The sequence below is a fragment of the Paraburkholderia bannensis NBRC 103871 genome, from assembly GCF_000685015.1.
Classification (GTDB): domain Bacteria; phylum Pseudomonadota; class Gammaproteobacteria; order Burkholderiales; family Burkholderiaceae; genus Paraburkholderia; species Paraburkholderia bannensis.
Map to the genome: position 1 here is coordinate 1 of NZ_BAYA01000070.1, position 7,421 is coordinate 7,421.

Below are 7,421 nucleotides of genomic sequence, written 5' to 3' on the forward strand. Positions count from 1 at the left end.
TGGTGCGCGTTCGGTCTTCATGTCGGATCCGGCGAGGATCAGAAGCACCATGTTCTCGTTGATCTGGCCGTCTTTCGGCGGGAAGCTCGGGGCGTCCCAGTTCATCACCCAGACGCTTTTATCGGGGTTTGCCTGTAGATAGTCCAGTGCGTTGTTCAGCGATGTGAAGCCTGCGTTGGGGCCTCCGGAAGTGACATGAACATCCGGCGGCGTGTCCTTGCTCCAGAGATCCGGGGACGACTTGCTGCCGATTTCGAAATACAACTTCATGCGGTCGCGGAGATAGGATTTCGCCTCCACTGGATCAAGTCGCCCTGTTGGAATGGCATACTCGATATGAATGCCAGCCAGTTCACGCCACAATTTTTTATCACGAGGCTGCACTGTGTAGAAATATTTGCCGTTCATCGCATAGCGGTCGGCGAACAATGGTAAAAGCTCATCGATATATTTGTGGTGATATCCCTTGAAGGTTTCACGGCCGTTGTTTCCGTCCGCGATTCCTGCGACGGATTGAAGTGTTGTAAAGCTCTTGGGATCGCTGCGAACCATATCGTCGTTCGCATTTGCCCTTGACAGTCCCATAGCCCACAGGACCTGCCACTCAGTCGGGTAATCGCGGCGTTGCAGCGGGTTTAACCATTCAAGTCCGACTACCTGCGCAACGAAGGGTTTTGTCGCATCCTCCCCCGGGCTTACCGATCCAGTCTCATTGGTTTGAGCTGCGTTCGCGACCGTCGGCGCAAGCGCCGCTGACAGCACGAACACTGCAAATGCCAGCAAGCCCGGCAGGATTACCAGTCGTTTCATTACCTCTCCTGTCGCCAAATTACCGGGCGCCGCCCGTCCTTCATAATTCATTGAGACCAACATCAGCGCAGAAACCAAAGCCATTACGGAAATGGAGAGACCGAGTCGCCGCGGCCACGTGCCGATCAGTGTGCTCATACAACCTCCCCCACACTAAGGAAGAGCTCTCCTTCGCGCTGGTCGTGAATCTTGTCGCTCGGCAACGTTGCCTCGGGATCAGAATGAGCCCAGTCCTGCAGTAGTTGATCTTTGTATTTTCCGGTCGCAAAGTACTCCGAGTACTTTTTATTCGGGTTGTTATCTTCCATTCCTTTCCCAAAGCGCCAGTCTGCCTCCTTACGCAGATCACTCAGGTCCTCGCCAGTCAAATAACACGGCCCGATCGCCACGTCATACGCCAGCGCGAATTGCGCATGGTCGGCATTCGTCATGGTGATCGAGTGGTTGGTTGGATTGTTATTCACGCCGTCGCGCAGGATCTTGTTGATCTCGTCGTTGTGCCAGTCGTGGTAACCCTGTGTTGCGTTCGATGCATCGTCCTCGCCCGTCACCTTGCCATTGTCATCGACCCAGCCGTTCGTATCACCTTGCTGAGCGTTGCGGCGCGCCTCCTGGCGCAAAATGGCGTGATCCTCATAGCGCTGCGAAGCCTCGCTATCGAGCGTACCCTGCGCCTCCAGATCGCTCGCCTTGATCTGCCCATTGACCATCGACGCATCGGGCTTGAAGGCATCGTACGGATCACCTGCCTGGGTGTCGCTCGCGGCTTTCTGCGCGTTGCGCGCCGCCGACGGCGGGTCGTATCCCTCGTTGAAGTTGCTGACGAAACCATCTGCCTTGTATTCGACCTCCTTGCCGTAGCGCTTCGAAGCCGGACAAAACGGCTCGTCCAGAACCGGCGCATTGACGGGCACCTCCCAATCCTTCGGCGGATCTTCGTTGACGGGAAGCTTGACCAGCAGCGTGGCGAGATACAGAAGCGGAGCGGTGGTCAGCGTGCCGAATTTGCCGAACATCGTGCGGTTTCCGCGCAGGGCCTTCGATAGTCCGAACTTCGCCGGTGGCGATGGCGGAGACCAGAATCCCTTTTCATCGATCACCTTCGCGCGCCAGTCGTTGTTCCGGTAGTTGTACGTTGTGTTGCCCGCGTCGCCGACCTTGAAGTGGGTTGCAAAAACCCGCTGCGTCAAAACGCCGTGACCGCCGGTCTTGTCGATTTCCTGCGCGCTCATCCCGCGCCAGCCGATCCCTTGCACCGTCGTTGCGGAAATCACCTGATCGTGCGGGCAGCAATACACCGTGACCCGACCATAGGTGTGTCCGTTCACGCCGTGATCGGTCCTGTCCTGCGACGCGCTGTAGGGCTTGCCGCCGCTCTCCGAATTCCGCGTGTTGGCCATCTCCTTGTCGACTTCGCCTGCGTCCGGTTCGAGCGCCGCGCGCTTGCGCAGGATTTCGAAGAGATTCTTCAGCGTCTCGGCGCGCGCGGTGAAGGTTTCCCGCCCCCGATTGCCTTGCGCATCCTTCGCTTCGCGCTGCGTCCAGTTGTCCATGCCGAGCTTTTCGACGAGGCTATAGGGCGCGTTGGCCAGCACATAGGCGTCTGCCACACAACTCCCCGTTTTCTGAAACGGGTCGGTGACATCGGACATACGATCGCCGAGGAACGCGGCCGCCATGCCGACCATATTGCCCTGACTGTGGCAGACAACCGTAATAGGGACGTCGGCCTGCTTCTGGCGAATCGACTGAATGAGTTTGGCAAGGCGCAGCGCGCCCATCACCATGTACGACCGCGGCGGGGTCCGGTAGACAAGACGCGGTGTTGGATTCATCGCCTGAACGGTGATCCAGCCAAACACACGGTCGTCGATGCCCACGTTCCATAGGTCGGCCAGACTGGTGCAGCCATTGGCGAACGGACCGCCGCCCCAGTAATTCTGCTCATTAAGAAAGACGTTGGCGCCGTAGTCTTTCATGTCCTGCTTGTTCGCCTTGTAACCCCAGCGAAAATGGATCACCGGCGAGAAGGAGGGCGCGTCCTTGATGTATGTACTCGACGTCAGTTTGGGATTGATGTATCCATCCGCAGTCAAACTCCCCGTATAGCTCACCGGCGACATTTGCCCACCCTCGACGCCCGTATAGGCCATCTGGTCATCGAGTCGCCCCAGCCGCCTGTTGAGTCCTTTGCACAGGCCCTCTTCGGCGGCCTGGAACCATTCGCCCTCGGAGTTCACGCCATGCACGAAGATGACGACGCCTGGCAACGGCATCTGCTTGACGCAAACAAGCTTGCTCTGCACGTCGAAGAGTGTGGGGCCCTGGCCGCCGCCGACCAGGATGCGCGGTGCGGCGCCCGCATCGGACGCATTTGCAGCCTGATTTGCAGCACCAGCCTGCGAGGACGTTGGATCGAGAAAGGAGTCGGTCATGTTCTTTTTATTCTCACGATGCGGTTAGCTCATCTTCTTGAAAAAATTCACCGCCAGCGATTCGAACTGATTGCCGTTGATCGCCGGTAACTGGCCCGAGCCATCGGTTTGCCCCTTGACGATGTCGCCCGCGGCCTTGCGGACCTCGCCCTCGTAACCGCTCGCGGCTTGTCCGTCCGTCGCCCGCACGAGTTGCGGCACGCGCCCGAGTGGCGCGTGGTCGAACTTCGGCATATCTGCACTCATACTGGCCGGGCCGGCCCATGTGTGTCCCGCCGCCTTGACCGTGAAATTGCCCGGGCAGCCGAGCTCGATATTGCCGCCTTGCAGCTTCAGGTACGCTCCCCCCGAAGTCACGAGCACGACCTGATCGCTCGCCGCGCCCGTGAGCTTGCCGCCAGCGGCCGTCAACTGAATGTTTTTCGCCGAATCGATCTGCGTATCGTCGGCCTGGCTCTGTAGTTTCACCTTGCCCTGATTGGCGACCGCCGAGATGTCGTCGGCCTGGGCGAAGAGCGCCACGCCATGCCCGGCCTGCAGATTGATGCGCTGACCACTGGTGACCTGGACGTGCTGCTGCGCTACCTGATCAATGTTCTCGCCCGCATAGGTCACGTGCGTCTTTGGCGTCACGTGCAGGGCCCCGGCCTGGGCGCCGAACGCCATCAGCGGCTCTCCGCCCGGCGCCTGCCAGCCCTTGAAGGCAGACGCCAGCGCGCTTTGGCCGGCCGTATCCATCGTCTGGCCGCCATGCTGTCCCGCGTAATCGCCAAGCGACTTGAACAGCTCGGTGCATTCGCCGAGCAACTGGATCAGTTCGTCTCGATCGAGCTGGTTGCCGCTTGCCTGCGTCCGTGCATAGGTCGTGAGCAGCATCCCCTGAGCGGCCCGCAGGGCGGCCGCCGCGTCCGTGCGCAGCTCTGCGCCTTCGCCGCGATTGGCGCCTTGACCGTTGTCGCGAGGCTGCGTGAGATAGCCTAGATTCAGCTCAGAGAACTGATGCTGGCTTGTGAGTTGCGCGCTGATCTGCGCAGGGGTGTCGTCCAGACGTAGCTGGTTATAGCGCTGCCCCTTGATTTCCTTAGAGCGCAGCCCCGACAAATAGCGATTGCCCGGTAACGCGCCCTTGCCGCTGAACATCGACGCGGGCATGTTGCGGCCATTGGTGAAGACGCCCGCGACATACATCCGGTCAGGATCGCCGCCGACGAAGTCCAGCAGCACTTCCATGCCTGCCCGTAGCGGCACCTGTGTGCCATAAGTGTCGCCAGCCCAGTTGCCCAGCACGCGCACGAGCGCGCTGTCCGTGGGGGTGCCGCTCGTGCCCGCGCCGTTCGCGTGTGCGTGATCGTCCGGATCGAGTCCCTGGACCTGCACGTTCACACGGCCATATTCGTCGCAATGCACCTCTTCGCCATCTGGCGCCGTGACCATGCCGACGATCGGATACACCGGCGGCAGATCGACGCGCGGCTCGTAGACGGGCGTGAGCGGGGTGCCGCGCGGCACGGCGCTGAAGGTGTTTTCGTAACGGCTGGATGTCGAGCCATCGGCGGCGGCGGGGCGCGCAGCCGTATCGACGGCTGGCGGGACGATCCCGAACGACCAGCGGCTTGCGTCGAACAACGCCTGGGCACGGTCGCTGAGGTCTTTCGGAAGGTTGTTTTCGCCGCGGTGGTGCAGGGCCGTGACGACGAAGCTGCGCTTCTCCTCGGGCAGTCGATCCAGTTCGGGATGCCCCGACACCGCGATCCAGACGCCGACAGCGAGGTCGCGCACGCCGCTGGCCGCGTCGACGCACACCGAACGGGAACCCTGTGCGTTCAGCCGCGCAACGCCCAGTCGGTCGTAGTCGTTCCAGGAATCCGCCATATGCGGCGAGTCGATGCGCGAATCCGAAAGCAAGCGTGCGAGATCATTGCCGGCCGCGCCTTGATCGACGCTCGTGGGAATCTGAACCTCGTCGACGCGCGCCGGCTTCAGGTCCCAACTCGTGCGCCGGATCGCACCCGCCACGATCTGACGACCAAAGCACATCTGGGTGATCGAATCGGCCGCGCCGATGGTGGCATCCGCGTGATAGGGCACCGTCCCCACACTTGCCCGCGAGAGCTTCGCTGCGTCATCGAACAGCACCAGCGTGTGAAACGGCTGCGCGGCGCTGTCGTTTGCCTGGTTGCCGCCGGCTTTTACGAACCAGTTGATGCCATCGCGGCGGCACAAGCGCCGCACGAAACTGGCATCGGATTCGTTGAACTGCAAGGTCTGCTCGCGCGCCGGATATTTCGTGGAATCGAGCTGCGAGATATCCAGATCGAAAGTCCCCGCCAGCGTCGTGCTGCGGGTGCGCCATTCCTTCACGAGCGTCTGGAGGATATCGACGACATTCTTTTGCCGGAAAATGCGCGTATTGGTGCGCCGTTCCATGATCGACAGCGCATCGCGAATCACCAGTTGGTAGGTGGCGAGCGATCCATCAGACTCGCCCTCGTATGCGTCGGTCACGATGGCGCAGATCGAGTGCAGGGCGCCTTGATCCGTGACCAGTTGCACCGTCAGCGGCTGACCGAGGAAGGTCTGGAGCGGGATTCCGACGCTCGTCGAGATGCCGGTCAAGCGGCCTTCGATGCCGCTGCCCAGCGCTTCGCGAATATCGATGCGTTGTACGAGCAGCAGTCCCGCCAGCGACTTTAGAGAGCGGCTCCAGTACAAGCGGAAAGGGCGGTTTTCCTGCGAAGGCAGGGCGCCGATAAAGACACGCGGGATCGGATAATTCACGGCTTGTTCCCCGGATGCAGAATACGTATTAACGCAAAATGCATCACTCGCGCCTCGTTTTTATTCGCGTGGCGAGTATGCTCTTTAAATTATTACGAAGAATGACAAATTAAATTATCAGGATGGAGAAACCCTGTCAAATTTGTGAAATACAGGAAAATTATTCGCTGCATAGAGCCGGGGAAAGGGCGGTTATGAGAAAATATTTCCGACGCGGATTTTATTGATCGATTAAATTATGCGGATCCCACGCGTAGAGGCGGATTCGCGCAGCACTGATTATGTTGTTTAATGCGATAGATGAACCAGGCAACGTTTTACGTGGCGATAAAGAGGGACGCGGGTGATATATCGCGCCAAACTCTCCAAACACGTTCGATGAAAATAGCAGGCTTGCCTGCCTGCATCGTTTGCTGCAAATCACACGCGAGTTTCGCTATCCAGCTCTGAGCGATCGGCGCGCCACTATTCGGCATGCATGCTGGCGAGTACAAACGCGAATACGGCATCCAGATCACCGACGATGCTCGTGCTAGCCGGGACGCCATCGAAAGCCGACTCGGGGCCAACGCAAATCAGCGGCTTGGCAAAACGAGTCGCCAGCCGGATCTCATCGAGGGTGCCCTGGTTGCCAGGGAGCGCCACCACCACGTTGCTTGTCAGAACGTTCACGTAGTTGCGGTTCAGCGCGTCGTCGGGCGCGTCCGCGAGCTTGCGCGGCAGCGGTGTGAGAATCGGCAGGTCAATATAGGGATTCGGATAGCCGGGCAGGGCAACGAAGCCGAGCTGAGGATGGGCTTCGCTCGGCACGATGCCAATCGAACGCCCCTTACGGGCGAGCGTCGTCGAAAACGCGCGCGCCGTCGACAACATCACGCCGAGCCCCGCGCCGGTCAGCAAATCGAAGCCCTGTTCGGCAATCCATTTTCCCAGCGGGACGGACAGTTCCGGCCATTCGGCTTTGCCGGAACCCATTACGCCAATGATTGCCACTACGCGCTCCTTCTGATTGTCTGGCCGACGTGATTTTATGTTGGCGCGCGCGTGACAAGTGAGCCCTTCGAACTACGCGCCAATCGCCACCGCGCGCTTCGCGTTGAAATCCCGGCGTTGGGCGCGGGATGTATCCACGGCGGCGGGCAGCCGACTGGCGGCGAGGAAGGTGTCGGCAATCTTCTGCTGCTCGTCGAAATTCACCGCCTCGACCGGCCGTGCGGCGTAGCTGCGGCGTGCGTTCGCGCGCTCGATCGTGGCGGCATCGAGCCCCCAGACCGGCGCAAGCAGGCGCGCGCGTCTTGCGGCGAGGCGCGCACCCATCTTTCCACCGATCAATAGATAAAAGTTAGAACTGGCAGGTGTCAGCGTTCGCGGCGGGCGAAGAGGTTTAATTTTGCGCAG

General features: G+C 60.3%; 3 protein-coding genes and 2 pseudogenes. All 5 read right to left on the reverse strand.

All coding sequences use genetic code 11. The annotated features are described in order from the left end of the window. A pseudogene (locus BBA01S_RS39145) lies at positions 1–948 on the reverse strand (virulence factor); the annotation flags it as partial. Beyond that, complete coding sequence (locus tag BBA01S_RS39150) at positions 945–3,245, reverse strand: T6SS effector phospholipase Tle3 domain-containing protein (RefSeq protein WP_245641732.1); 2,301 nt, start codon at positions 3,243–3,245, stop codon at positions 945–947. The gene BBA01S_RS39150 and the pseudogene BBA01S_RS39145, both read right to left, overlap by 4 nt. A gap of 24 nt (positions 3,246–3,269) precedes the next feature. Continuing rightward, the gene (locus BBA01S_RS39155) at positions 3,270–6,023 is read right to left on the reverse strand and encodes a type VI secretion system Vgr family protein (RefSeq protein ID WP_245641733.1); all 2,754 of its coding nucleotides are present in this window, start codon (positions 6,021–6,023) and stop codon (positions 3,270–3,272) included. Positions 6,024–6,488: 465 nt separating this feature from the next. After that, a complete protein-coding gene (locus BBA01S_RS39160) occupies positions 6,489–7,016 on the reverse strand; it encodes an SLOG cluster 4 domain-containing protein (protein WP_027821132.1) in 528 nt (175 codons plus the stop codon). Between the two features lie 72 nt (positions 7,017–7,088). Then, positions 7,089–7,339, reverse strand: a pseudogene (locus tag BBA01S_RS48385) (aliphatic sulfonate ABC transporter substrate-binding protein); the annotation flags it as partial. Between the last annotated feature and the right edge of the window lie 82 nt (positions 7,340–7,421).

Bases quoted from the DNA above. Each gene is read 5' to 3' on its own strand.
- BBA01S_RS39150 (WP_245641732.1), bottom strand. From the start codon at position 3,245: ATGACCGACTCCTTTCTCGATCCAACGTCCTCGCAGGCTGGTGCTGCA.